Genomic DNA, 25,803 nt, shown 5'->3' with positions numbered 1-25,803 from the left:
ACTTTAAAAATCATATATGTCTTCATTAGAAACTACCTATGTACCTTACAAGGTTAAAGATATCTCTTTAGCAAGTTGGGGTCGTAAAGAAATAGAATTAGCAGAAGCTGAAATGCCCGGCTTAATGTCCTTACGCCAAGAATTTGGTGCTACAAAACCATTGCAAGGTGCTCGTATCGCAGGATGTTTACACATGACTATTCAAACTGCAGTATTGATTGAGACATTGGTTGAACTAGGTGCTGATGTGACTTGGTCTTCTTGTAATATTTTTTCCACTCAAGATCATGCTGCTGCCGCAATTGCTGCCGCTGGAATTCCTGTTTACGCTTGGAAAGGAATGAATGAAGAAGAATTCAACTGGTGTATTGAGCAAACCTTATTCTTTGGCGAAGACCGTCAACCCCTAAACATGATTCTGGATGATGGTGGAGACCTAACCAATATGGTATTTGATCAATTCCCTGAATTAATCGATGGTATCCGTGGCTTATCAGAAGAAACAACTACTGGAGTACACCGTTTGTACGAGCGTATGAAAAACGGAACCTTACATTTGCCTGCCATTAATGTAAATGACTCTGTAACTAAATCGAAATTCGACAACAAATACGGATGCCGTGAATCCCTAGTGGATGCTATTCGTCGTGCAACAGATTTAATGTTAGCCGGTAAGGTAGCCGTTGTAGCAGGATATGGAGATGTAGGTAAAGGATCGGCAGAATCTTTACGTTCCGCTGGTGTTCGTGTTATTGTCACAGAAATTGATCCTATATGTGCTTTACAAGCAGCAATGGAAGGTTTTGAAGTGAAGAAAATGGCGGATGCTGTCAAAGAAGCAAACATCGTAGTAACGACAACTGGAAATAAAGACATTGTTCGTCCTGAGCATTTTAAAGCCATGAAAGACAAAACTGTTGTCTGTAACATCGGCCACTTTGATAATGAAATTGATGTAGCTTGGTTAAATGACAATTATGGTGCTTCGAAAATTGAAATCAAACCTCAGGTAGATAAATATACCATTGATGGAAACGATATCATTTTATTAGCTGAAGGTCGTTTGGTGAATTTAGGTTGTGCTACAGGACACCCATCATTCGTCATGTCCAATTCTTTCACCAACCAAACATTAGCGCAACTAGAGTTATGGTTAAATACAGACCAATACGAAAAAGCAGTGTACACGCTTCCTAAACATTTAGATGAAAAGGTTGCACGTCTACATTTAGCTCATATTGGAGTGGAATTAGAAGTTTTAACTCAAGAACAAGCCGCTTATATCGGTGTAACTGTGGAAGGTCCATATAAACCAGAAGCATACCGTTACTAGCATAAGGATTTTAATAAAAAGCCCATCTTCAAATTGAAGATGGGCTTTTTTTATAGGTTATTATATAGTTTTCGGAAAAAATTAACCTTATTAAATATAACTTACCTTTTAGATTTCCAAAAACTAGTTAGTCCCGTTGTGCCATAAATAATATGGAAAACGATCAACAAATTCTTTTAAACTTATTGTGCTAATGTAGGATCAAATTCATGAAGAATAAACTTTAATCCTGTAGTTTCACTACTCAACCCTTCTTTTATTGTAGGCAAATTAGCAGTTGAAAACTCATATTGATTTGATTTAAATTTCCATCGTGAGGTCATTGGTACGTTAACAAATCCTTCTGATTTAGTTAAAGGTCTCACAAAACTCATTTCTTGTTCAACGACCTTTTTAAGACTTGATATTGGGTGTTTTCCTAACTTAACAATATGGTAGTTAAATGATAATGGAATGGCAACTCTATAATATTGCTTAATGACAGGAATGTCTTGTTGAAAATTTTCATCTTCAATACCGTCTGAAGCATATCTAAATTTTATATATTTCACTTCGATAATACTACCAACTTTAACCGTTGGAATTTTAAAAATTAGTTGACTTATACTATCGTTCAAAAATTTAATTTTGATATCTTTTTTATCAATTTTGTTGCTAATGATTTTACCATTCCATGATGTATATGATATTCCTTCAATTGCTGTTATTGGAATGTTTTCCGGAAAATGAGAAGATCCACTTTTAAAATTTAAAATGACATCCTCCTTTTTTATCCCTTCACTAGAAAGGATTTTTATTCTATAATGGCTCAACGTTTTTACACTGAACATATATGGCTTATAGTAAGGAATTAAACCAAGCTCTCTAGAATCACGTTCAATTGGTGGGGATAGATGTTTCGGATAAGAGGTGTTAATTCCGAAACTCACATCTTTAAATGCCTCTAATATTACGGCAGATTCAGACTGATATTGATTACTATCAAAACTGTTAAATGAGTCTAGTTTAATCCTTTCAAAAGAAGATTTTGTTTTATTTATTTCTTTAGAAGATGAACATCCTCCTATTACGATGTTTATTACAAGTACGATAAACATAATAATCTCGTATTTCCATTTCATACTAGTTAATTAATGGTTATGGATAATTCTAAATATCTTGTATCCTAAATTATTTCTTTACACTTTCATCTATAGCTATAATTAGACATTATCACGGTAATAAAACAGTTATCTTCAATAACTTATTAAAGTTTAAATCCTATTCGTCCTCTTCGCTTATTTGTTTCGATGTAAAAAGTCTGAGGCAGCTTTCAAGCCTGCTTGCATACGCTCCTCTCCCAACCCAGAAATTAATACGATATCCCCGGATAAATTGACTAATTCCTTTTCCCAAACCGATAAAAAATGTGCCCGATCATTTGGAAAGTCTCTCAATGGATCATCTACCCAAGGTAGGTCTATATTCATGAGTAAATAGAGATCATAAGACCTCGTTCCTAACTCTTGCAACACTTCCTCAGGAGCATGATGGAAGAGGTGATCTGACCAAATTTTGACAGTCAAAAATGTGGTATCACAAATCAATACTTCCGGTTTCATCGCCAAAAAAGCATCTTCTAACGCTATCTGTCCATAAAACATATTTAACTCATCCTGAAAAGTATATTGCCTTTCTAGGTTTTTGCAGTAATACCGAGCATACTCAGGAACACTCAGTGTATTTAGCTCTTGAGCAAGATATTGTGCCATACTGGACTTCCCTGTAGACTCGGGTCCTACGATAGCAATTTTAAGAGGTTGCGTTTTTGCAATTGTCATTAAACAATATTACGCAAATTTATGATAGGATTTAAGCCAATTTTTATACCCTTTCCATGCCAAAAACGTGTAAAAAACAAACAACAAACAGGTTAAAAACAATCCTTTGTAGAAAAACAAGGGGATATAACAGCAATCAACGAGGATCCATAAGAACCAGCTTTCCAAGATCTTTCGACTTGTTAAATACTGTGCAACAATACACATCGCTACGCACAATCCATCCGGATATGCGACATCAGTATCCGTATAATTCGCTAATAAAAACCCGATAAGCAGCCCTAATACGACAGTAAATATGACGGTATATATTCGGGTATAAAAACTTAAAGTAAGGATAGGCTTTGCTTTTATGAGGTGTTGCTTATTCCAAAAATACCAACCGTAAATTGCTGTAGCCAGAAAATAAACTTGCAATAGCGCCTCCCCATAAATTTTATGTTGAATAAAAATATAGGCAAAACAAAACACGTTTACGATGCCTATTGGCCAAGTCCAACTATTTTCTTGTGTAGCAAAAATAAAAGATAGTATACCGGTTAGGGTAGCAGCCCATTCGATGGCGGAAGTTTGAATAAATTGGTTAAAAAGTGAAGCGAGTAAATCCTGCATCCTTCAAATACTTTAGGTATTTAAAGATAGCATTATAATCAGAAATAACCCTCTACCGGCTATTGCACTAATTTGTTTGCGCAATTGCTGCTGGCAAAAGATTCAGGTTTCGCCCGAAAGATAAATCCCATACCCAAGATGTAGCCCATGGCTTCTTTGAGTGCGGTGTTGGATTGGAAATTGGGATTAGTGTTGATGTCTGCATGCACTTCTAGGTCTATGTGATGCGCATCGAGTAAAGGACAAAGTTCGTAGGCGGTTTCTATGGAATGCTGAACTTCTAATAGCATTCGCTCTTTAATGGACATGTTGTGGTTTTTACGATCCTTTCGGATAAACATAAATCCACCGCGGTGCTCTCTCAAAAAAACAATCACCGTAGCGAATTCCACTGTCCCTCTTTTTACTTGAGAGTCGGTACCAATAAATACTTTTAATTTATTACCTGCTTGACTCTCTCGAAGGATGGTGTCCTCAACTGCAGACCAAATAGGTAATTTGATTGTCTCTCCATTGTATTTTTGCCATTCCATAGTATGATTTTTTGTTAATTAAATTTACCGATATCTTATTCATTTTCTTGTTTTTACGTATTATTAAATTGCTAATTATTTGTTGACTTATTGTATGGAAATAATTATTCCTTATTTCCAAAAGCGAGATCTCCTGCATCGCCTAGCCCAGGAACAATATAGGATTTGCTGGTTAATTCATTATCCACATCACCAACCCAAATTTGGGCTTCCGGCAAAAAGGCTTTCACATGTTGTAAACCTTCTTCCGAGGCAATAACTGTTGCGATATGAAGCTCTCTGATCGTATATTCACTCAACAACTCTTTGCAACAGAGCACCAAACTTCTCCCTGTAGCCAGCATAGGATCTACGATAATTAAAACCTTATCATCAAGGTTAGGGGTATTTTGATATTTCTTATGAATTTCAAACTCTCCACTCTTTTTCGTATGTCGGAATGCTGCGATAAAAGCAGAGTCAGCACGATCAAAATAGTTCAAGAAACCTTGGTGAAAGGGTAAGCCCGCACGAATAATGGTACCTATTACAGGTTGTTCCATTATCAAGTGCGTATTAGCCACTCCAAGAGGTGTTTCTACCTCACTTAATTTATAGGCTAAGGATTTGCTGATTTCATAAGCCATAATCTCACCTAATCGCTCCAAATTGCGCCTAAACCGCATCCGATCAACTTGAATACGAACATCCCGAAGCTCCGCCAAAAAATGATTGGCAATGCTGTTCTCTTTTGTTAAAATAGTTATCATGACAAAAAGTCTTGTTGAATACCAAAATACAAAATATTATCCGTAATTAATCCCTAGTACTACTGATATATGGTTTGGCATAATATTTTCTACCTTAGCAGTAGGAAAGGTAATCTATGAAATTTCAATTAACATCTGAATATAAACCTACGGGCGATCAACCGCAGGCCATTGAACAATTGGTGGCTGCAGTAAATAATGGGGAAACCTATCAAACCTTACTCGGGGTGACCGGCTCAGGTAAAACTTTTACAGTTGCTAATTTAATTCAACAAACGCAAAAACCTACCTTGATTCTCAGCCATAATAAAACGTTGGCGGCTCAATTATATGGAGAATTCAAGCAGTTTTTCCCAAATAATCTAGTCAACTACTTTGTATCCTATTACGATTACTATCAACCTGAAGCTTTTATATCTTCTTCCAATACGTATATCGAAAAAGATATGGCCATCAATGAGGAAATTGAGAAATTAAGGCTGGCCACAACTTCTTCGCTCATGTCCGGAAGAAGAGATGTTATCGTGATCTCTTCCGTATCCTGTATTTACGGTATGGGAAATCCAGAAGACTTTTCCAGGTCTATATTCCGTTTTGGGGTAGGTACAACCATCAGTAGAAATGCGTTTTTGTATAAATTAGTTGAAATATTATACGCCAGAACCACTTCAGAATTTAAACGCGGAACATTCCGTGTGAAAGGAGATACCATTGATGTTTACCCAGCCTACTTAGATCATGCTTATCGCATATCTTTTTTCGGAGATGATATCGATGAATTAAGTGAAATAGATCCTATTTCTGGGCGCACCCTCTCCAAGCATGAAACCTTGGCTTTATACCCTGCAAATTTATTCGTTACCCCAAAAGAGAAGTTTACCCAATCCATCTTTGCTATTCAAGAGGAACTGTTGGTGCGGAAAAAGCAACTCGAAGACGATGGTCGAATGCTCGAAGCCAAACGATTGGAAGAACGCGTAAACTATGATTTGGAAATGATGCGTGAATTAGGCTATTGTTCCGGGATTGAAAACTATTCTAGATTTTTTGATGGTCGCCAACCGGGAATGAGACCTTTCTGTTTATTGGATTATTTTCCAGAAGATTATTTATTAGTAATTGATGAAAGCCATGTAACCCTACCACAAATTAGGGCCATGTACGGCGGTGACCGTTCTCGTAAAATATCCTTAGTCGAGTATGGATTTAGACTTCCTGCAGCACTAGATAATAGACCACTTAATTTTCCAGAGTTTGAGTCCTTAACCAATCAAACTATTTATGTGTCAGCAACACCTGGTGATTATGAATTGCAACAAACAGAAGGTGTTGTCGTCGAGCAGGTTATTCGTCCAACGGGTTTATTAGATCCGATTATCGATGTTCGTCCAGCAGTTAATCAGGTCGATGATTTTCTAGAACAAGTAGATAAAACCATTCAAGAAGGTGGACGCATATTAGCAACCACCTTAACCAAGCGTATGGCGGAAGAATTGACGAAATACATGACTCGGTTGAATATTAAAGTGCGCTATATACATTCCGAAGTAAAAACTTTAGAACGAGTAGAAATTCTACGAGGATTAAGGCTAGGCGAATTTGATGTGTTAGTTGGTGTCAATTTATTAAGGGAAGGCTTGGATTTACCTGAGGTAACCTTAGTGGCCATTCTTGATGCTGATAAAGAAGGATTTTTACGCTCTGAACGATCGTTGATCCAAACCATTGGCCGTGCAGCTCGAAATGATAAAGGAAGAGTGATCATGTATGCGGATAAAATGACGGAAAGCATGCGTGTCACCATTGAAGAAACAAACCGAAGAAGAGACAAACAAATAGCCTATAATCAGTTACATGGAATTACCCCTAGAACTGTGGGTAAAACCCGGGAGGAAATCTTGGAACAAACCTCCGTGGCTGATTACAAACCAGAAGCCAAAGCCTATATAGAACCCGATCCAAATGCCGTAATTGCTGCCGATCCTTTAATCGCTTACATGAGTGAAAAAGACTTACGCAAGGCGATTGAAACTGTGCGGAAACGAATGGAAAAAGCCGCCAAGGAAATGGAATTCCTTGAAGCCGCCAAATTAAGGGATGAGATGTTTGCTTTGGAAAAAACGTTTGAAGAGAAATTTGCTAAATAAGTTTTTGAATATTTACTGGAAAATAGGGCTTGTTTATTTGGTTAAACAAGCCCTATTTATTACTGTATCTGCTCAAGATTGGCTTAATTTTTTTAATAAAAATTCATAATATGCTTCTGTAAGATTCGATTCAAACAAGTCGAATACATGCACAGCACCAGGAATAACCCATAATTCTGTTTTAACACCTGCTCGCAATAACAACGAAGCATATTCGATTCCTTCATCCCGCAATGGATCTAATTCACATGCCACAATGGTAGTTTCAGGTAACTTCGAAACCTGATCGTAATTTAACAGATCGGCATATTTTAACGATTTTCCGAGATTCTCAGACCCCAAAAAATGTGCCCAGGCAATTTCAGCATAACCTTTATTCCATAAAGGAGAATCTGTAAATTCATTCATGGATGCAGTATTTAAACGATTATGAATAACTGGATAAATTAATACTTGTTGTTTAATTCCTGCTAAACCTTGATCCACTGTCATCTGGGTAACTGCAGCAGCAAGATGCCCTCCTGCACTAATACCAAATAATGTTATGGAATCTGTTTTAATGTTTAATTGTTCCGGGCCATTTTTGATAATCCAGGATAAGGCATCATATCCATCCTGAATAGGAATAGGAAATGGATATTGAGGTGCTAAACGATAATCTACCGATAAAATCACGGCTTTTAAATCCCTGGCTAATCGGAACATCTGTGCATCCACTTGTTCAGGTAAGCCGAAAACATATCCTCCTCCATGAAAATATAAAATAACACGATTTTGAATATAATCGTTTGGTTGGTAAACATGGATTCGGATCAATTCAGCATCGAGTGAGCTCTTAAAAAAAAGATCCTTCACCGTGATGTCTTTAGGTATGACAACTGGATTATTTTTAATAAAATCTACCCGTTCTTGATGTATGCGTTCCGGATGTTCTTTTAAAACAGTCTGATCGATTTCCAAACTCCTAGGTGAATGTTCTAAACTCCATCTTAACGTTTTTTCTATTCGATTATAGTCCATCTGCTGTTGCCCCTTTAAATGATGTGAAATAAAAAATAAAATAATTAAAAAAACCTGATTGACTTTCATATACAGTAATTTGATAATTTTCATAAATTTAACTGCAGAAAGAATAATGAACCAAATTGTTGACCTTTTGTAATTAACTAACAAAAAGGTGAGTATGACGAAAATTAAAGAAAGTTCAACCAACTACGCAAATAAAACATTATTAAATGAAACGTGTTCAGAAATATATGCCATAAACTTAATCAGTGGCCAATGGATACTTTCCATCATCTATCACTTAAAAAACAATAGACTTAGATTTTCAGATTTAAAACAACAAATCCCAAGTATTTCAGATAAAATGCTTGCCGCTCAACTCAAAAAAATGGAAAAATCAAATCTTATCAAGAGGTCTGTATTTCCAGAAGTCCCCGTCAGGGTAGAATATGAATTGTCAGCTATTGCATTAGCTTTCTTACCTATTTTAAAGGAATTAGAAACCTGGGGCAATCTGCACAAAAATTACCATCCTTAAACTTACCCTAAGGGAAAACACAATCAATAAACAGCTATAGCTTTTATTTTATAACCTTGTAAATCACGGCTGCATGTTTATCTAAGGATATCAGGGCCTTGTTTTTACTATTCATTTTCTTTTTACTCAATAGGTCCTTCAAAACAATAGCATTTCCCTGTATCCCCAAGTCCTTAAGCTTTAGCTCCATCGTTTGTTCCTGATTAGAGAAATTAAAGAAGGCGATATACTCGTTTTGTCCTATCTTTTTATGATAAATAGTACTTACTTGCGCATCAGCTTTTGGTGCTAAAGGCAGAAAACTCTTCCCATCCTTTATGATTTGTAAAATTTCCGGATCTTGCAGGTAGTCATTCAACAATTTCTGCCAATCTTCTTTTTTAGAAAAATCATCACCAAGAATGATTGTTCCTGTCACCAAACCAGAAATTAATCTAGCTTCATTGACTTGCGGACTTTCTCCAGTAAAAACAAGGTGATCAGCATCTATATAATCGTATAAATGGGTTTGCCACCATCCAAAACTAACACTGTTTAACGTATAGGCCGTTTGTTCGATGGTCTTCCAAGCATCACAGGCTATCCTTCGCATATGAACATACGGATAGCTCGCTATGGATGGGGAGATCGCCGCATAAATTAACATTTGCCCATCTAGGATATCATTAATTAAACGCATCCCAATGGAATATGCCTGCATACCTGTGCTTATTTTGTGATCATAAAAGCCTGTTGATTCTATCGCTGCATGGGAAAGAAAATCTATTTTAATCATCTTAAAACCGCACTCCTTTAATTTTCCGAGAATAAAACGCATTCGAGCCTGAGTTCCAGGATGAGTCGGATCCAAGGCCCGTCCACCATCTAAATCGTGATAGCCTTTCGCCGTCTTTGTCCACATTTCTCCAAAAGTGTAAGTAGATCCTTCTGCTTTTCGATTAGGTCCAGATCCATGTCCCCAATCGGTAAAAGGAGCCCAATACACCCCTGCCTCTAAACCCGATTTCTCACAATAAGACACAAATTCCTTTAATTTACTGTAATCTCCCGACATACCTCCAGGCACCATATTATCCCAAAAGGAATCTAAATCGATGTAGGCTTTCCCATGTTCATTTCGGAATGATGGAATTTCCTGATTGAAATAATCTACATTAGCCGTAGCATTTTCAAAATTCAATTTCGTTTGAATAACGCCCCAACTGTTCCAACCGATAGGAGTACCCTCCTTCCATGCAGCGACATAACTGGGGCTTAATTGTCTTTGAAATTTAGCATAGCCTTCCAGTGACGTTTGCCAATTTGTACTGTAGTCGATTAAAATTTTGCTAGATAATATTCGATCAGCACTTAAGAATCCATGCCCCATGGAGTCTCGCGTTATAGCCACATCGGTAAATCCATTGATAACCGACAGTTCCTGTAAATTATGCTGATTCCCTTTACTTCGAATACCTGTTTTCCATTGTGACTGATCCAATGAAGCGACTAATAAGCCAGACTGGGAGGCATCATCTAAAATAAGTCCTATTTCAGCGCTGTAATGATCTTGATCTGTTAGGCGATTCTTTTCATAGGCTATAAATGTATCATTGTCAAAAGGGATAAATAGGTTATACAGATTCGTACCTAGGGGGAAGTCTCCAATTGCTTCAAGAGGTATTAATTGGTTGGAGCTGATGTTTTTTCCTAAAAGTTCCAACTGAGTAATTACAATACTATACTGATCATAGGTGTAGAAAATTTGATTAATAGCAACATCTGCCTGATGACCATAGGAAATAATGTATTTTGTACCATAACCTATATGATCTTTAAACCTAAGTTTCTCGAACTTCGCATCAGTTCCAGCCACATACCTCTTTTCTTGACCTTTCAGCTGAAACGCGGCCTTCATATTGGAAAGCAATACCTTATTTCCCTCCACCAAATTGAAGGATGAATAGTCTTGTTCAAAAGTCAGTTTTAAGTTTTTAGAAATCGGAATTTGACCCTGCGAAAAACAAGTCTGTATCCATAGCAATAGGATAAAAAGTGTGTTAAAGAGGTATTTAAGGAAAATGGTCATGATTTAAATAAGCTAATTTAATTGGTTTATGAAGTGCTAAAATAACAATTCCTAAAATAAGGAAAACCTATAATTCCTGGATTTGGTTTAGGTCATGAAAATTTTACCAATAGCTCCTATACAAACCTGTTTTCAACAAATAATCCTTGCGATAAATGATCTATTCCCTACCGCTTTCTCCGGCAATTCTTGGGGACATCACTCGCATCTGGTTCGGAAATTCCCAAGGAAGATCCAATAGATTTCCGATGAAGATCCGATGGAGATCCGAAAAAGAACAAAAGATGCGATCATCAAAACAGGGAATACGTAAATCCATAAAAACCTTAAGGAACGAGTGTAATAAAAATATAGTTAGGGATTAAAATCACTTCCATTAGGGAGTTTCAACGTCACCTCAATAATCCTTTTACCGCATATTGGTTCAATAGCGAAATGAATGGGTGGCTAGGTTTGGAAAAGACCGTAAAGTTTAAAAATGAAGGGTATAAAAAAAGGACTATCTCACAAGGAGATAGCCCTTCAGCCTATATGTTTATCAAATTTTATTATACATCTAGTTGCAGGTTTTTACTTCCTGCTTTTGGGCGGATTTTCGTATTTCCACCGCCATTTAAAGTTAAATCAAATGGTTTGTTGGTTTTCCAGTTTCCACGAGTAAAGTCAGGGAAATCAACCGTTCTGCTATTTTTAGCAACAGACTGAACACTTAAAGGAATAACCGCACTCCAGGAAGCTCCATCATAAACAGATTGATCCAATGGCAAGCCATTACGTAAACAATCGATCATTCTCCAATCCATCATGAAGTCCATACCACCGTGACCACCAACTTCTTTGGCTTGCTCACCGATGAATTTCACCAACTCCGGTGTATATTTAGTATATAAATTTTTCAATTCATCCTCTTTCACAAAGTTATGACCAAATGCGATACCTTCTTTTGGATATTTTTGTGCAAAGCCTTTGGTTCCACTCAATAAATGCAAACGAGAATAAGGTCTAGGAGATGTCACATCGTGTTGAATCATCATGGTCTTTCCTTTCTCCGTTTTGATCAAGGTAGTGTCCATATTACCGCGGTATTTCTGTCCTACGAATTCTTGGAAGAAAGCATCAGATGCAGCTAGTTCACGGGCTTTATCAGCCATCATAAAATCATTGGATTGCATCGCTACCAAATGGGTCATGCGATCGCCAGCATTAATATTTAAACACTGTGCAATTGGTCCAATCCCATGTGTAGGGTAAAGGTTACCATTTAGCTTAATGTTTTCACGAAGTCTCCACATGTTTTCATACCCTTTTTTATCAAAATTAAGGCTTAACAAATCATGGATATAAGCTCCTTCAGCATGCACAAGTTCTCCAAATAAACCTTGGCGAACCATATTTAAGGTCAACATTTCAAAGAAGTCATAACAACAGTTTTCCAACATCATACAGTGTTTCTTTGTTGCTTCTGAAGTTTTAACAACCTCCCAAATCTCGGAAACACTAAGTCCGATTGGAACCTCTGTAGCGGCATGAGCTCCAGATTTCATTGCCTCAATAGCCATTGGTGCATGGTATTCCCAAGGGGTACAAATATATACTAAGTCTAATTCTTCGTTTTTCAACATGGCTTTCCAACCATCTTCACCAGAATAAGACTTCGCTTCTTTCAAACCCTTTTTAGAAAGAATTTGCTGAGCTTTAGTCACTCGATCTGCATGTTTATCACATAATGCTACGATCTCTGCACCTTCTATATAAGAAATACGGTCCACAGCACCCGGGCCACGCATTCCTAATCCAATTATCGCCACTTTCACTTTTTCAATTTTTGGAGCGGCGAAGCCAGCCATATTGAATTGTGAAGCCCCAAATGCTTCATTTTGCAAAGTCGGCAACGTAATTGCTACACTAGATAACAAAGAAGCCTTCTTCAAAAAATCTCTACGTGAATTATTCATAGTATATATTATAATGAAACTAATTTACAAAATTAAGGGGGACTAAGTCCCCCTATAAATCACCTATTTTAAAACAAACTAAACAGTCAAAGCTTAAATAAATATCAAATTAATGAACGGTATAATTTGGTTGAGAAGCTTGATTATCAAACCTCTAATACAAGTATAAAACGAATTTCGCTAATAATAAAACATTTTAAACATGCAAACGTTTGCCCAAATTACACAACCGATTGCTTTTTGTATGATATCTGCTCGAATCAGGTTATAAATCTATATTTCCAATAATTTCTTTCAATTGCAATTCGGATAATTTAGCCTGTAAACGCGAAGAATTAAATCTAGAAATCGCATTAATAAAGTTCTCCTGTGCATCTCTAAATTCAACAGCACTAATACTTCCAATTTTATATTTCTCTAAAGTAATGCTTAAATTTTGCCTTGCAATATCTGCATTGTTGCGTTCCAATCTGGCCAAGGATAAATTGGTTTGATACGTTTGGAATGCGGTAGAAATACCTGTTTTAATGATTAAGTCTTGTTGCTCCATCATTAAATCTGCACTTTCCAATAATGTTTTGGCATTTCGTTCATTCCGGCGTTGATTAAACCCATCAAAAATATTAATGGATGCAGTCACTCCATAATTTAAACCCCTCGCATTTGAACTGGAAACGAAACCTAAACTGGATTCCGATTCTGAAATATTATACCCTGTATTCACACGAACTACGGGATATCGATTTGCCTTTATACGTTTTATTTCTAAATCAGCAAGTCGTCGATTGATGGCGATCAATTGAATATCCGGATTAAATTCCTTGGCTTTTGAGAGTAAATCTTCAAAAACTAAGGTATCATCGTATTCCACTTCACTCTCCACATCAAACTCTAAACTTAATTCCCTAGCCATTAAGCTATTTAAAGTAATTTTAAGGTTTTTTACGACATCGGTTTGCCTTAATCTATTGGATTCATCCTCATTCAAATTAACCTGAACATTCAACACTTCCAATTTTGAAGCCTTTCCAATCGTAAACCTATTCTCGGCAGTTTTGAGTCGTTCCTTGGAAATGTTAATGCTGGAATCGATGGCAAGCAATAAATTTTGTTGTTCTACAATCGTATAATAAGTGGATATCACATCAGAAACTTTCGCTAGCACGGTTCTTTTTAATTCAAACTCGCCTTGTTTTTGCAGTTCCTTCAATTGATCATAACGTGCAAACATGCCAAATCCATCAAAAACAGTCCAACCAATACTTGCCCCCACACTTAAACTGTTGTTTTTAGCATTTTTTAAGGAACGTTGTTCCCCACTGGCTTGCGTTTGTTTGGAGTTTTGAACACTATTACTTTGGGTAAAATTTCCAGTGACTGTAGGTAGCATTCCCGCATTTCCATAAGTCACATTTTCTACCGCGATCTTTAAATCGTTCTGCGATAATTTGATTTCAAAATTATTTTCTAGAGCTATTTCTACAGCTTCTTTTGCGGTTAATAATCCCTGCGCATGTACCATCCATATAGGTGCTATAGAAAACACCATTAACATAAACTTCTTCATATATTATTCTTCAATTTCTTCCAATTCAGGATGAAGATTTTTCTTTCTTGACATCATTAAATAAAACGCTGGAATAACAAAAAGAGTCAAAACAAGGGCAAACATGGTCCCGCCGACAATGACTACCCCCATACCTATTCTACTCGTAGATGCTGCTCCTAAGGATAAAGCAATAGGTAAAGCTCCTAAAGCAATGGCTAAGGAAGTCATTAAGATCGGACGCAATCGGGCTTCCGAAGCATTTACGACCGCATCATACTTATTCATGCCTTGTTCACGTAATTGATTTGCAAATTCTACAATCAAAATTCCATTCTTCGTGACTAATCCAATCAGCATGATGGTTCCAATTTGGCTAAAAATATTCCAGCTTTGCCCAAATAACCACAAAGAGAATAAAGCTCCCGCTACAGCCATAGGAACCGTAATAATGATAATTATCGGATCGATAAAGCTTTCAAATTGAGCAGCAAGAATTAAGAAAATTAATAATACCGCTAGCCCGAAAGCAAACATCGTGTTAGATCCACTCTCTACGAAATCTCGGGATTCACCACCCAAATCAGTCGTAAAGGTTTCATCCAATACCCGCTCTTTGATGGCTTCCATGGCTTCAATACCGTCGCCCATGCTCTTCCCTGGTGCCAAACCAGCTGAAACTGTAGCCGACATATATCGGTTATTATGATAGAGTTGTGGTGGGCTACTACGTTCCTCTAAGGTTACAATATTATCCAATTGAATGAGTTCACCCCTTGAATTCTTAGCATAAATAGAAGCTAAGTCCATTGGGGTAGCCCGATCTTTCCGATCAAACTGGCCCATCACTTGATATTGTTTCCCATTCATCATAAAATACCCAAATCGTTGTCCTGAAAGCGACATTTGGAGGGTTTGTGCTACATCCAATACGGACACCCCTAGGGATTGTGCCTTCTCCCGATCTATAGTAACATAAACCTCTGGTTTGTTAAATTTCAAATTGACATCGGTAATGGAAAAGGTAGGGTCTTTCGCCAACTCTTCCATAAATTCCGGGATTTTCTCTTCCAATTTTTGGAAATTAGGGGCTTGAATAATGTATTGAATCGGCAATCCCCCTCTTCGGTTCACCGAAATTGTAGGTTGCTGAGATACCGCTACTCGAGCTTCAGAAAACTGCCTAGTCCACCTTGAAAGATCGTCTGAAATCTCCCCTTGGGATCTCTCCCGTTCATTTGGCTGGACTAATCCCAATCTGACCATCCCACTATTCGAAGAGGCTGAACCGAAACCTGGTGAGGTAATCACTAAGCTTACTTTCTTCTCTGGAACCGAATCGTTTATCAACATCGTTAATTCCGTCATAAACCGGTCCATATAATCGTAAGAAACACCTTCAGGCGCGGTTGCTCTTAAACTCAAATAGCTGCGATCTTCATAGGGTGCTGTTTCTTTGGGTAGCAATTGAAAAAACAAATAGATCATGCCAAAACAAGCAAGAACTGTCGCAAAACTCAACCATTTAAATTTTAAGAATCCTTTTAATGCGTCCGCATATTCCTTGTTCATCAGCTCAAAATATTTTTCTGTTTTGAGGTAGAACTTGGAATGCTTCTGTTCACCAGACTTCATCAAATAGGCATTTAACATAGGTGTTAAAGTCAGGGACACAAAAGCTGATATTAATACCGCGGCGCCGATGACGACTCCAAACTCTCGAAAGAGCCTCCCCACAAATCCTTCTAAGAATATAACCGGTAAGAATACGGCAGCCAATGTAATGGAGATAGAAATTACGGCAAAAAAGATCTCATTGGAACCTTTAATCGCGGCTTGAATGGGACTCATCCCCTCTTCTACCTTCTTAAAGATATTCTCCGTGACGACAATACCATCATCGACCACCAGTCCAGTTGCTAAAACTATGGCCAACAATGTCAGGACATTGATAGAGAAACCACATAAATACATGATGAAAAATGTAGCGATCAACGATACCGGTATATCAATCAATGGACGGAAGGCAATAGACCAGTTTCTAAAGAATAGATAGATAATTAAAACCACCAAAATAATGGCTATAATTAAGGTCTCGACCACCTCTAATACTGCCTTTTTTACAAATAAGGTATTGTCAATCGCAATATTGAGCTCAAAACCTTCGGGCAAGTCATTTTCTAATCGATCGTATTCCTTGTAAAATTGTTCGGCAATATCTAAATAATTTGTTCCTGGTTGAGGGATAATCGCTAAACTGACCATGGGAAATCCAGAATCAGACATTTTAGTTTCAAAATTTTCTGCTTCTAAAGCAGCCTTCCCCACATCACTAAAGCGAATGATTCGATTGTTATCCGAACGAATAATAATATTGTTAAATTCTTCTTCAGAAGCTAAATTTCCAATGGTTTTAATAGCCAATTCAGTGTTTTGCCCTGTCAATTTTCCGGATGGCAATTCCACATTTTGTGTGGTAAGCGCTGTTCTTACATCCAGTACAGTCAAACCATAAGAGGCTAATTTTATCGGGTCAATCCATAACCGCATTGCAAATTTCTTTTGCCCCCATATTTGTACGGAACTTACTCCAGGAATGGTTTGAAGCCGTTGGGCAATGACATTTTCAGCATAATCCGAAAGTTCCAACACATTTTTCGTGGTACTCTGAATCGTCATCGTAATAATAGGCTCCGAGTCTGCATCGGCTTTCGAAACTACCGGCGGAGCATCAATATCTTGAGGCAAACTTCGTTGGGCTTGGGAAACTTTATCCCGAACGTCATTTGCAGCTTCTTCTAAATTTTTACCGAGGTTAAATTCAATATTGATATTACTAGAACCTTGATTACTGGAAGAGGAAATATTCCGTATACCATCGATGGAATTAATGGCTTTTTCTAAGGGTTCAGTAATTTGGGATTCGATAATATCGGCATTGGCACCTGCATAGTTGGTACGCACCGAGATTTGCGCGGGATCGATGGAAGGAAATTCGCGAATACCTAAAAACGTGTAACCAATGATTCCAAAAAGGATAATCATCAGGTTCATCACGATGGTAAGTACGGGTCGTTTAATACTTAAGGTAGATAAACTCATGGTACAACTATCTTAAGGTGACTTGAACAGGTGAACCATTGCGAAGAGACATAACCCCAGATGTCAATACCGTATCTCCAGCTTGAATCCCCGAAGTGATTAACACATCGGCATCCGTTCTTGCTCCGGTTTCTACTAACACTTCTGTCGCTTTACCATTTTTCATGACAAATAGTTTCTTTCCATTCTGGATAGGTATAAGTGCCTCGGCGGGTACTAATAATCCATTTTCTAAGGTCTCTAAAGGAAAAGTAATATTGGCGAAAGTTCCTGGAATTAGTTTATTGGAAGGGTTATTCGTGATAGCTTTTACTAGAAGTGTTCTGGTATTGGCTTCTACCGCAGGCTCGGTTGCATATATTTTGGCGGTAAATTCCTCACTTACCCCCTGAACGGAAAATTTAATTTGGCCGTTGGTACTTACTTTATTTGCATATTTCTCTGGTATACTAAAGGAAACTTTAAGTCGATTCGTATTGACTAATTGGGCAATATTAATCGTTGGTGAAACGTAACTTCCTTTGGATATATTACGTAAACCTATCGTTCCTGAAAATGGAGCACGAACTACAGTTTTACTTAATTGTGCTTTGATGAGTTGAATCTGAGCTTGGGCAGTCCGAAAATCTGCACTGGCGATATCATATTCCTCTTGGCTGATGGCTTCTTTCTCCAATAATAGTTTAGCCCTACGTTCATTTTCACCAGCTAAGACTGCTCGTGTATTGGCTTGAGCAAGTTGGGCTTGCAACTCCGCATCATTTATTGTAATTAATACCTGTCCTTGTCCTACTCTTCCCCCTTCATTAAAATTAATGGATTCTACAATTCCGGAGATTTCGGTATGTAACTCGATTTGTTCATCTGCTTCAATAGATCCCGATAAGGATAAATAATCTGAAAACTCTTGCCCTTGAATAACGCGACCAAAAACCTTTGCCGCAGTCCGAGCTCCTGTAGGCGCTTGCTGCTTATCTTTGGTTTCTTTGTTTTTCATAATACGATAGCTAACTACACTGGCAAGAATGGCTATAGAAAATAATAAAATAAGGAGGGATTTCTTTTTCATGAAATAATTTGTTTCACTAGTTCAAAAGTAGATAGTATGTGTATAATAAATTGAAATTTATAAAAAATATCAATGGTTTTTATGTAATAATGTTATTATACACAGGTATGCCCAAATATATTATGAAAAAGCAGGAAAAATTTAGAAGAAAAAAAGGGCTTTATTGAGCCGTTAAGGTATAAATAAGGGTGGTGCTATAGGTCCCTTTTGTGGAGCCTATAAACGTAGGCACATGTTTTAGCGCAATGCTATATTTGATATCGTATTGCTGATCTATCACCGCTTGACTCGAGTTAATAAGGGTTTGATTTGTGGTAGAAACCGCGTTAATAGGCAATACCTTTTGCTCTCCCTGAGCTGGACCAATACTTAATATATTGACTGGGATTCTAGATGTACCCATTTGAAAATAGGGGCTGTTTGCTCTTACAGAAACTTGAAAACCGGAGGTTTTACTTATGGTCAAATGACCTTTAATTTCCTTTGAAACTCCTTGTTGATAATCGATTCGATCATCAAAACTTAAATCCACTTGTCCCTCCTTAACCAACATTTCGGAAAGATCTGGAACATCAATACTTAGATTGATCGGAAAATCTTTGGTCAAAGGATAGTCCAGATTGGTACTTGTAAGTCGATATTGCAAGGTATTTGAATAGGTTCCTGAATTTAAGAAGTATCGTTTTAGGTCTTCTGCAGAAATAAAGAATCGCTGTTGATATTCGGTTAAGTTCCCAACGGGTACAAGCCTAGAGCCTAATTGTTGGTAAGCTGTATTCATCCGAATATAATTTGAATTATTGGGTTGTGTATTCTTGACCTGAAGGGCTGAAATAGGACTGCCGGAATTATTTACCGTTGTACTATTTTTGGTATAAGAAAATTGATTATTGGCTGCCTTTTGAAAAAAATTAAAAGGTAAAGAATGTACGGCAGAGATATTATTGATTAGCTGGCTTTCAAATCCTTGGCGAAAATAATCTAATCGATCGATGGTGAAATGGTATTGATTATAGGTAATATAGGGATCTATGAAGCCGGGAACATTAATTTGAAGTTTTTTATAATCCGGTCGGATGTAAGAAAATATATTGATACTTACTAAACGAAAATATAAATCTGCAGTATAGGTTCCTGCTAACCAAGCATAATTTCTAATTCTATTTAGTCGAAAATGCATATTGAAATAACCATTAAAATTTGCTCCGGTGACTGCATTGTATCCGACAATGACTTGATCCGTATTCGATAAATTAAACCAATTGTAGACTTGATTGGCATACTCTACGGTACTCGTAACATTGGAAATAGGATAAAAACTGTTTTGATTATTTTTAATAAAAAAATTTTGATTTGCTCGTACAGCTCCACCACTTAGAAAGCCAAGGAGAATATTGATTTCATTACCCGTAGATATTTTAGTTTGTTCATTATTCTGAATGGTACTTCCATTCAGTGTAAATACGACATCTTGCGCGTAAAGAACTCGAAGGGAATTTAAAAAAAATAAAAAAAAACCTAATTTAATCTTCAACATGAATATTTTTTTCAGCAACTTTTAATTCAGTATCTTTTCCTGCATCCAAAAGTGCTATTAACAAATACTCCCCAGTTGCTAAGGCTGTAGGTATTTTAAAATAGATGTATTGGAAATCCAAAGGCAAGATGGCGAAACTCAGGGGATCCAGTTTTATCTCCTCTCCAGTTTGCTTATTGGTCAACTCTACGTTTATTACTCCATTTTTATGAACTGTTCCCGTATTCTGAATGGAAATTTTCACAAGCGAGGTCTTCGTTACAGAATCTATAACATGTTCCAAATTTTTATAAAGTATAGTCCCGACATCTGCTTTTTCTGGGGAATAAAGCAGCTGTACTCCAAATTCATAACTTACTTTTATCCCTAAGGCTTTGTGATTCGTGGACTTTTCAAATGGATTGATCTGTGTAATAAACAACATGCTATTCGTTGACATACTAGGATCTATTTTCTCAGGAATTTGAATATAAATGGGAAATTCTTTCTTTTCGGCAGGTAATAGTTTAAAGTCTGTTTCGGGAAATGAAACCCAATTCGCATTCGAATGCAACAAAGTTCCAGGATCTGAATATAGTTTATTCCCTAAGGAATCTCTTTTCCAATCCTTCATGTTTACCTGAAATTCATAGGTAGATTTTCCCGTATTGGAGATGTAAATCACGCGATTAATAATTTCTCCAGGTTTACCACTTAATCTCATCACAACTGGAGAAATAGAAATATCTTGACCATTACTGGTAAAATGGCAAAGTCCTAAAAAAATTACAAGTAGAATGGGGATTTTATAACAGGAATATTTATTCAACATAGCACACTGGTAGGCTGTATTTGTATCGTTCTAAAATAAAAAAAATGCTAGTGGAATCTATGAAATCAACCACTAGCATGTTATATTATTGTGCGACAAACGTAAAAGTCAATTCAACGGAATATAATTCTTTAGCGGCTTCAATTAATGCAATATTAGGTTCAATTTCGTATTTGATATCGAAGCTTTGCGCAAGTGTTGGCACTCCATTGGTAAATATAGTTTGTTCAGTTGTGGTAGGAGAAATAGCCGTACCATAGGTATTCTCACCTCCAGGAGAGGTTGATAATTTTAAGATGGATAATGGCAATGTACTCACTGGTGAAATGAAATTAGGATTCAATGCTTTTACAGTGATATCGTAATTTTGAGTGCTTAATACCCTTAATTGATCACTAATTACTTGAGATTTAGTCAACCTATAATCCGCTTCTGTAAGGAATTCAAAGTTTACTTCGTTTGCCCCAGTTGCTGTTCCACCATCACCTTCACCCCCACTACTTAATACATCATCTAAAAATAAATTCACGGTCACATTGCGCGATTGAGCTTGTACTTGACCAAGAAATACAATACTGGTAAATACCAAAACCAATACGGAAATAAATAATTTTTTCATTTTTTTGATTACTATTAAAATGTTTATAAAAAAAGTTTTACAAATCTACGCCAGATATCGTAATGGTTAATAAAAATGCAATCACATCTTGATGTGATATTTGCCTAAATATTTAAAATTTGTAGCTCAAAATTTTTGTAGATCTACCTGACGTGCAGCATTTAAGCCTTCAAAATAAACTAAGTTTTCTTTATTTGCATGAATTTGGATACGTTGATTATTATTCATAATTTGAATCGGAATGGACGCCGGTAAAAGCTGAATTTTATATTCATCTGCTGGAAGGAAAATATTGAATTCCCCAAGTATATTGGTACTCGTTTCATAGAGCTCCCCTTTGTTATCTTCTAAATAAACTCGAATACCGGCTAAATTAACTACTGTCGTTTTGTATTTTTCAGATTTGATACGGATAGCTCCTTTTAATCTTTCTAATTTTATTAAGGGTACTTCAAGGGTTATATCTTTCAGTAAATAAATAGCCGTTTGAGTGAATTTTTTGGAAACAACCCAACCCCAATGATGCTTGATTAATGGAATGTAGTTTTGCTCCTTTAATCCTGTAAATTCAACTACCCCTTTTTGATTACTGATGGCTGAAAGATCTTTAATACTTACTTGAATGTCTGGCACGAACATTTCAATTGGTTCATGCCTCCCATTATTATTGATATCGTGGTAATAGATTAATTTGATTTTGGCTGTTGTTTTATCTGCTCTAGAACCATAGTACTTGCTGATACCTATTCTGATCTGCCTTGAGGCGAGTAAATCTGGATCTCGAACGTTAATTACTTTAGGATCGGTATTTACTCCTTGTTGTGGATTGTATTGCAAGATTCTTTGCAATTGATTAATCCCTAAGTAAACATCGGTGGATAGCTCCCATTGCTTCCCTAATGCCCATTTTGCTTGACCATTAAGTACATAATTTTGACTTTCTGTATTGCCATAATAGAAGTATAGAAAAGAAGCATAAGCTTCTAGTTTCCCTTGAAAAGCAGAAAAATTATATCTAGGCTCCACCGAAAACAGGCTGTAATTTTCTTTCAACTGCGGAACTAAGGCATCCGTGATATAATATGGATTGTATTGGTAATAGGCATTTAAGCTAAAGTTATTTCGACGGATTGAACTTGTAATCTTAGTGGAATAAAAACTTTTTCTAGGGTATTGATATCTTTCTACTTCAGCATATCCCTGGTCGATAAGTATGTTAGCAAATAAAAATCTGTTTTTATGATGGATATTAAACTTCAATCGCCAAGCCTCAGAACCCCAAAATTCATCGGCATTTACCGAAGACCTACTGCGCATAGATTGTTGATAATAATATGGATCAATACCAAAGGTCCATTGTGGGTTTAAGCCCCATTGCACACCTACTTGATACGTATCTTGAGAAAAATTCTTAATTAAATCAACATAATCGCCTAATACTCTTCCGGATTGTTCTATTCTTGTGTTTGAACTATTTATTCTCCCTCGAAAAAGAAGACGCTCAGATAGCGTTCGATCAACAGCATGATCCATTGCTGTTAATCCCCTATTGAGGCCAACGTAATAAGGAGAGCTCCATATAGTCTGCGAATTAATCTGCCATTTGTCCGTGAAGTATTGGTATTTTCCTGATAGAAGATAACCTAAATGACTCCTGTTTTCCATGTCGTAAGCTGTAGCTTCCTGACTTGCAGAAACTTCAGTAGATAATTGATGTTTACCACTCTCGAGCAGGCCTTGTTTCCAATAAACCATTGTACTATTTAAATCGGATTTTTGGTTCTGATTAAATAACCCGATAAGCCGAGTTTTTACCTTGATACCTTCTCCATCCAGATACTCTATGGCTGTTGTATACCCTTTTGGACTCAGGTGTGCATTCTCTCCAAATAATACCATATCGCTATCCAATACATAGGCAGAAATACGCTTCTTGTTTTTTATATAGCTTCCTTTTATTCCTTTCCCATTCACATTGAAATTTAAATCTTCGTATAAACTTCCAACTCTAAAATCCCAATATTGGTTAGCAATATTGACATAACTATTGTACAATAAGCCTTCTTGATCATTGAATGTATTGTTGTAATTGATTTCATAATTTCCTTTCCAATGATTATGAAAAGTAAGTATTCCCGATGTTGATAATAGGGTTGAATTCCTAGAATCATTCGATAAAAAATAGAGTCGACTTTGATGGGCGGTTTGTTGATTAAGATTTGAATATCCATTCGCATAAAGATTTTTTCGATGACTAATCGTTAATAAACGAAAGTTTTTAGAAGTCAAAACCTCCCCATTCGGATTTAATAATTCGATTTCAAACCAGTGATCAAGATATTCCTTGATCGGTTTATGGGAACTTAAAAGAACATCAAAAACTTGTTGACCCATGGCATGAATGGTATCGATACCCGCATGTTCATATAATTCAATTCCTGCAGGCAATCCTTTTGCCCTTAATTTATACGCTATCGGAATAATACCCGCATTATAGATACTGATTTGAAATGGTAGTGGATGATTATTCTCCTTCCAATAGATCTCACGGTCTATGGTTTGGATATATAATTCACCTTCATCTTTTAATACGGTTTCAAATGTATTCTCTTCTAATAAATCATGAGCTTGATAGGCTTGTACTACAAAAGCCTGATTGGATTGCTGTATACTCTCTTTGTTGGCAAAAAATTTAAGATGAAATAATTTGGTTTGCCCTGCTTTAATATGCACAGAATCAGGAAGACCAATATATTCGACATGTTTGAAATTGGTTTTCAAAAATAGATTCAAATCACTGGAATGGGGATTATGAATTATTACTGTGTTTGTAAAGGTTTTGGATACCTGAATAGGGATTTTATAGTTCTCAAAACTAATCAATCGCTTGGTTTCTTGACAAATTCCGGCATTTGCAGAGAGAAAAAAGATAATGAATGGAAATAGAAAAGTCCAGTTTCTAGGAAAAAATAATATAAGCGTTTGATTTCGCGTATATACGGCAAAAGTAAAAAAGGGATACATAACATATAATCTATAAAAAGTTTAATTTCGCAAGCAATTCCCCTTTACTGTTGATCTTAAGCTTTTTATATATTTTTTTTATATGCTCCCGAACAGTATCTAAGGAAATATTATAATCATCGGCTATTAGTTTATAGCTCAAACCATCCAATAGACCTTGTACCACATCCATCTCTCTACGAGTTAATGATTTCAATGCTTTCTCCCGATGCTGTAATCCTAAAAACACTTTTCTAGCTAACAATGGACTAATAAATGAGCCCCCAGCTAAAACTTCTAAAATGACACAATTCAAATATTGATAATCATATCCTTTTAATAGATAAGCTAATGCGCCATATTCTATACACATCTTCACAAAACTCATATCGTAACTTTCTGATACAATAATGAGTACAGCATTTGGAAATTGGAATTTAATTTCTTCTAATCGCAGGGTAATGTTTGCCTCGCTACTAATCAGTCCTAGAATCATCACATCCAATTCTTTAGCATTAAAAGCTAATCTAGGATTGCGATCTAAAATTTTTCTATTATATACCAACTGGTACCTAGGACGATCAAAAGAAGATAATTTTAATCCCACTTTCTCCCTAAAAACAGTATCGGCATCTATTATCCCAACATTTATTATTGGCCTATTTCTAACCACCTTTAACATATCAATAAAACACAGTCAACAAATAAAAGCAAATGCTTTTATCAAAAGTTAAGTGAAAAAACAGATTGTAGCAGAAGTTTTATAATTTAGGAAATATATTTTTTTTTAGGAAATTTTTAAGAAAATAAATGTTTATTATCTAAAATTTTTACATATTGATTGTAAATATTATCTTTTTTAAGCTTTTTATCCGTCTTTCCTGCGAAGACAGTTAGGACAGGAATGCTATATAAGCTGTTATTCGATTGCCAAGAGATTTAATAGTAGCACGACCTCCCTGCCTTAGGAAGGGTATCCATTTTGAATTCCTCAGGGAATGTGATCAGAAGGAGGGAAACGAACCGTATAGGAACCTTTAAAATACATTCTAGTTAAGGATTGCATGTTAGATTAAGCTTTGTGTATGCTGCAATTTGCTAAAGCCTGGTCTACCTATAGGCACAAAAAAAAGGTTCCCATGTTTTACCATAGAAACCTTGTAGTAGCGGGGATCAGACTCGAACTGATGACCTTCGGGTTATGAGCCCGACGAGCTACCAACTGCTCCACCCCGCAATGTATTTTAAATATTTTTAGGTTAAACCTCGCGTTTAACCTTTGTAGTAGCGGGGATCAGACTCGAACTGATGACCTTCGGGTTATGAGCCCGACGAGCTACCAACTGCTCCACCCCG

At 36.5% G+C, this 25,803-nt stretch carries 19 protein-coding genes and 2 tRNA genes; 3 read left to right on the top strand and 18 right to left on the bottom strand.

The annotated features are described in order from the left end of the window. The first annotated feature begins 16 nt into the window (after positions 1–16). On the top strand, positions 17–1,333 hold the full coding sequence (gene ahcY, locus ACFRAE_RS02655; RefSeq protein ID WP_422795570.1) for an adenosylhomocysteinase: 1,317 nt from the start codon (positions 17–19) through the stop codon (positions 1,331–1,333). 182 nt (positions 1,334–1,515) lie between these two features. Here ahcY and ACFRAE_RS02650 read toward each other — a convergent pair whose 3' ends face one another. From ACFRAE_RS02650 to upp, 5 genes are all read right to left on the bottom strand, one after another. Then, on the bottom strand, positions 1,516–2,454 hold the full coding sequence (locus ACFRAE_RS02650; RefSeq protein ID WP_422795569.1) for a hypothetical protein: 939 nt from the start codon (positions 2,452–2,454) through the stop codon (positions 1,516–1,518). A gap of 156 nt (positions 2,455–2,610) precedes the next feature. Further along, positions 2,611–3,153 carry an AAA family ATPase gene (locus tag ACFRAE_RS02645; protein ID WP_422795568.1) on the bottom strand — a complete coding sequence of 181 codons (543 nt, stop codon included), beginning with the start codon at positions 3,151–3,153 and terminating at the stop codon, positions 2,611–2,613. 9 nt (positions 3,154–3,162) lie between these two features. Next, on the bottom strand, positions 3,163–3,765 hold the full coding sequence (gene pnuC, locus ACFRAE_RS02640) for a nicotinamide riboside transporter PnuC (protein WP_422795567.1): 603 nt from the start codon (positions 3,763–3,765) through the stop codon (positions 3,163–3,165). A gap of 59 nt (positions 3,766–3,824) precedes the next feature. Continuing rightward, on the bottom strand, positions 3,825–4,298 hold the full coding sequence (locus tag ACFRAE_RS02635; protein ID WP_422795566.1) for a ribonuclease H-like YkuK family protein: 474 nt from the start codon (positions 4,296–4,298) through the stop codon (positions 3,825–3,827). Positions 4,299–4,402: 104 nt separating this feature from the next. Next, a complete protein-coding gene (gene upp / locus ACFRAE_RS02630; protein WP_422795565.1) occupies positions 4,403–5,047 on the bottom strand; it encodes a uracil phosphoribosyltransferase in 645 nt (214 codons plus the stop codon). Between the two features lie 116 nt (positions 5,048–5,163). Here upp and uvrB point away from each other — a divergent pair, with 116 nt between their 5' ends. Then, the gene (gene uvrB / locus ACFRAE_RS02625) at positions 5,164–7,194 is read left to right on the top strand and encodes an excinuclease ABC subunit UvrB (protein ID WP_422795564.1); all 2,031 of its coding nucleotides are present in this window, start codon (positions 5,164–5,166) and stop codon (positions 7,192–7,194) included. A 72-nt stretch (positions 7,195–7,266) separates the two neighbouring features. On the opposite strand, the gene ACFRAE_RS02620 is transcribed toward uvrB, so the two are convergent. Then, the gene (locus ACFRAE_RS02620; protein ID WP_422795563.1) at positions 7,267–8,307 is read right to left on the bottom strand and encodes an alpha/beta hydrolase; all 1,041 of its coding nucleotides are present in this window, start codon (positions 8,305–8,307) and stop codon (positions 7,267–7,269) included. A gap of 70 nt (positions 8,308–8,377) precedes the next feature. Between ACFRAE_RS02620 and ACFRAE_RS02615 the strand changes: the two genes are divergently transcribed. After that, the gene (locus ACFRAE_RS02615) at positions 8,378–8,737 is read left to right on the top strand and encodes a winged helix-turn-helix transcriptional regulator (RefSeq protein WP_422795562.1); all 360 of its coding nucleotides are present in this window, start codon (positions 8,378–8,380) and stop codon (positions 8,735–8,737) included. Positions 8,738–8,780: 43 nt separating this feature from the next. On the opposite strand, the gene ACFRAE_RS02610 is transcribed toward ACFRAE_RS02615, so the two are convergent. From ACFRAE_RS02610 to ACFRAE_RS02555, 12 genes are all read right to left on the bottom strand, one after another. Continuing rightward, positions 8,781–10,805: an alpha-galactosidase gene (locus ACFRAE_RS02610; protein ID WP_422795561.1), complete on the bottom strand. Its 2,025-nt coding sequence runs from the start codon at positions 10,803–10,805 to the stop codon at positions 8,781–8,783. 548 nt (positions 10,806–11,353) lie between these two features. Continuing rightward, the gene (locus ACFRAE_RS02605; protein WP_422795560.1) at positions 11,354–12,760 is read right to left on the bottom strand and encodes a Gfo/Idh/MocA family protein; all 1,407 of its coding nucleotides are present in this window, start codon (positions 12,758–12,760) and stop codon (positions 11,354–11,356) included. Positions 12,761–13,025: 265 nt separating this feature from the next. Further along, positions 13,026–14,327, bottom strand: a complete 1,302-nt coding sequence (locus ACFRAE_RS02600; protein ID WP_422795559.1) for a TolC family protein — start codon at positions 14,325–14,327, stop codon at positions 13,026–13,028. Positions 14,328–14,330: 3 nt separating this feature from the next. Continuing rightward, entirely contained in the window at positions 14,331–17,408 is a 3,078-nt protein-coding gene (locus tag ACFRAE_RS02595; protein ID WP_422795558.1) for an efflux RND transporter permease subunit, read from the bottom strand. A gap of 7 nt (positions 17,409–17,415) precedes the next feature. Then, on the bottom strand, positions 17,416–18,405 hold the full coding sequence (locus tag ACFRAE_RS02590; RefSeq protein ID WP_422795557.1) for an efflux RND transporter periplasmic adaptor subunit: 990 nt from the start codon (positions 18,403–18,405) through the stop codon (positions 17,416–17,418). A gap of 232 nt (positions 18,406–18,637) precedes the next feature. Then, positions 18,638–20,014, bottom strand: coding sequence for a hypothetical protein (locus ACFRAE_RS02585; RefSeq protein ID WP_422795556.1), 1,377 nt, complete (start codon positions 20,012–20,014; stop codon positions 18,638–18,640). Further along, positions 20,001–20,825, bottom strand: coding sequence for a hypothetical protein (locus ACFRAE_RS02580; RefSeq protein ID WP_422795555.1), 825 nt, complete (start codon positions 20,823–20,825; stop codon positions 20,001–20,003). The genes ACFRAE_RS02585 and ACFRAE_RS02580 overlap by 14 nt, the downstream gene beginning before the upstream one ends. Positions 20,826–20,910: 85 nt before the next feature. Beyond that, positions 20,911–21,444, bottom strand: coding sequence for a hypothetical protein (locus ACFRAE_RS02575; RefSeq protein ID WP_422795554.1), 534 nt, complete (start codon positions 21,442–21,444; stop codon positions 20,911–20,913). Between the two features lie 126 nt (positions 21,445–21,570). Further along, the gene (locus ACFRAE_RS02570) at positions 21,571–24,468 is read right to left on the bottom strand and encodes a hypothetical protein (RefSeq protein WP_422795553.1); all 2,898 of its coding nucleotides are present in this window, start codon (positions 24,466–24,468) and stop codon (positions 21,571–21,573) included. A 10-nt stretch (positions 24,469–24,478) separates the two neighbouring features. Next, positions 24,479–25,120, bottom strand: coding sequence for a LuxR C-terminal-related transcriptional regulator (locus ACFRAE_RS02565; protein ID WP_422795552.1), 642 nt, complete (start codon positions 25,118–25,120; stop codon positions 24,479–24,481). Positions 25,121–25,611: 491 nt separating this feature from the next. Further along, positions 25,612–25,684 (bottom strand) — tRNA-Met (locus ACFRAE_RS02560). 48 nt (positions 25,685–25,732) lie between these two features. Further along, positions 25,733–25,803, bottom strand: a tRNA-Met gene (locus ACFRAE_RS02555).

Origin of the sequence: Sphingobacterium sp. HJSM2_6, assembly GCF_049316305.1 — a bacterium.
Lineage (GTDB): Bacteria > Bacteroidota > Bacteroidia > Sphingobacteriales > Sphingobacteriaceae > Sphingobacterium.
Note: the sequence above shows the minus strand (reverse complement) of the source record. Positions and strands in the feature narration are given on the sequence as shown.

Excerpts from the sequence above, each read along its gene's own strand:
- ACFRAE_RS02570 (WP_422795553.1), bottom strand. The coding sequence starts at position 24,468 with ATGTATCCCTTTTTTACTTTTGCCGTATATACGCGAAATCAAACGCTT.
- ACFRAE_RS02645 (WP_422795568.1), bottom strand. The coding sequence starts at position 3,153 with ATGACAATTGCAAAAACGCAACCTCTTAAAATTGCTATCGTAGGACCC.
- pnuC (WP_422795567.1), bottom strand. The coding sequence starts at position 3,765 with ATGCAGGATTTACTCGCTTCACTTTTTAACCAATTTATTCAAACTTCC.
- ACFRAE_RS02575 (WP_422795554.1), bottom strand. The coding sequence starts at position 21,444 with ATGAAAAAATTATTTATTTCCGTATTGGTTTTGGTATTTACCAGTATT.
- uvrB (WP_422795564.1), top strand. The coding sequence starts at position 5,164 with ATGAAATTTCAATTAACATCTGAATATAAACCTACGGGCGATCAACCG.
- ACFRAE_RS02620 (WP_422795563.1), bottom strand. The coding sequence starts at position 8,307 with ATGAAAATTATCAAATTACTGTATATGAAAGTCAATCAGGTTTTTTTA.
- ACFRAE_RS02585 (WP_422795556.1), bottom strand. The coding sequence starts at position 20,014 with ATGTTGAAGATTAAATTAGGTTTTTTTTTATTTTTTTTAAATTCCCTT.
- ACFRAE_RS02580 (WP_422795555.1), bottom strand. The coding sequence starts at position 20,825 with ATGTTGAATAAATATTCCTGTTATAAAATCCCCATTCTACTTGTAATT.
- ACFRAE_RS02595 (WP_422795558.1), bottom strand. The coding sequence starts at position 17,408 with ATGAGTTTATCTACCTTAAGTATTAAACGACCCGTACTTACCATCGTG.
- ACFRAE_RS02605 (WP_422795560.1), bottom strand. The coding sequence starts at position 12,760 with ATGAATAATTCACGTAGAGATTTTTTGAAGAAGGCTTCTTTGTTATCT.
- ACFRAE_RS02590 (WP_422795557.1), bottom strand. The coding sequence starts at position 18,405 with ATGAAAAACAAAGAAACCAAAGATAAGCAGCAAGCGCCTACAGGAGCT.
- ACFRAE_RS02650 (WP_422795569.1), bottom strand. The coding sequence starts at position 2,454 with ATGAAATGGAAATACGAGATTATTATGTTTATCGTACTTGTAATAAAC.
- ACFRAE_RS02600 (WP_422795559.1), bottom strand. The coding sequence starts at position 14,327 with ATGAAGAAGTTTATGTTAATGGTGTTTTCTATAGCACCTATATGGATG.
- ACFRAE_RS02610 (WP_422795561.1), bottom strand. The coding sequence starts at position 10,805 with ATGACCATTTTCCTTAAATACCTCTTTAACACACTTTTTATCCTATTG.
- ACFRAE_RS02635 (WP_422795566.1), bottom strand. The coding sequence starts at position 4,298 with ATGGAATGGCAAAAATACAATGGAGAGACAATCAAATTACCTATTTGG.
- ACFRAE_RS02615 (WP_422795562.1), top strand. The coding sequence starts at position 8,378 with ATGACGAAAATTAAAGAAAGTTCAACCAACTACGCAAATAAAACATTA.
- ahcY (WP_422795570.1), top strand. The coding sequence starts at position 17 with ATGTCTTCATTAGAAACTACCTATGTACCTTACAAGGTTAAAGATATC.
- upp (WP_422795565.1), bottom strand. The coding sequence starts at position 5,047 with ATGATAACTATTTTAACAAAAGAGAACAGCATTGCCAATCATTTTTTG.